At 55.9% G+C, this 1,177-nt stretch carries 1 protein-coding gene; it reads left to right on the top strand.

The features are described from left to right. The coding region (gene tuf / locus TALK_RS21840) for an elongation factor Tu (RefSeq protein ID WP_085621273.1) at window positions 1-1,176 on the top strand (1,176 nt) is incomplete at its 5' end. Window position 1,177: the final 1 nt, after the last annotated feature.

The following is a 1,177-nucleotide window of genomic DNA, read 5'->3' as shown; positions in this document are numbered from 1 at the left end:
TTTGCTCGTACAAAACCGCACGTTAACGTCGGCACCATTGGCCACGTTGACCACGGTAAAACCACGCTGACCGCAGCGATCACCAAAGTTCTCGCAGAGAGCGGCGGCGCATCGTTCCAGGATTACAGCATGATCGATAAAGCGCCGGAAGAGAAAGCTCGTGGTATCACGATCTCGACCGCGCACGTCGAATATGAAACCGCCAATCGCCACTATGCGCACGTCGATTGCCCGGGCCACGCCGATTATGTGAAAAACATGATCACGGGTGCGGCACAGATGGATGGCGGCATTCTGGTTGTTTCGGCAGCTGATGGCCCGATGCCACAGACCCGCGAGCACATCCTGCTTGCGCGTCAGGTTGGTGTTCCGGCACTGGTCGTGTTCATGAACAAAGTTGACCAGGTCGATGATGAAGAGCTTCTTGAGCTCGTCGAAATGGAAATCCGTGAACTTCTGTCGTCCTACGATTTCCCGGGCGACGACATTCCGATCATCAAAGGGTCGGCCCTTGCCGCCCTTGAAGGTCGTGATGACGAAATCGGCAAAAACGCGATCCTCGAACTGATGGCTGCTGTTGATGACTACATCCCGGCACCGGCACGTCCGATGGACCGTCCGTTCCTGATGCCGATCGAGGACGTGTTCTCGATTTCGGGTCGTGGTACGGTTGTGACCGGTCGTGTCGAATCGGGTATCGTCAAAGTTGGTGAAGAAGTCGAAATCGTCGGTATCAAAGATACCGTCAAAACGATTGTCACCGGCGTTGAAATGTTCCGCAAGCTGCTCGATCAGGGCCAGGCTGGCGATAACATTGGCGCGCTGCTGCGCGGTACCAAACGTGAAGACGTCGAACGTGGCCAGGTTCTGGCGCACGTCGGCTCGATCAAGCCGCACACCAAATTCTCTGCCGAAGCTTACATCCTGACCAAGGATGAAGGTGGTCGTCACACGCCGTTCTTCTCGAACTACCGTCCGCAGTTCTACTTCCGTACAACTGACGTCACCGGTTCGATTGAGCTGCCTGAGGGCACCGAAATGGTTATGCCTGGCGACAACGTTCAGATGACCGCAACGCTCATTGCACCGATCGCAATGGACGAAGGTCTGCGTTTCGCAATCCGTGAAGGCGGTCGTACCGTCGGCGCGGGCGTTGTTGCCAAGATCATCGAGTAAT

This window comes from Thalassospira alkalitolerans (assembly GCF_002115745.1).
GTDB lineage: Bacteria > Pseudomonadota > Alphaproteobacteria > Rhodospirillales > Thalassospiraceae > Thalassospira > Thalassospira alkalitolerans.
The sequence above is the reverse complement of the archived record's forward strand: the minus strand, read 5'-3'. Positions and strand labels throughout refer to the sequence as shown.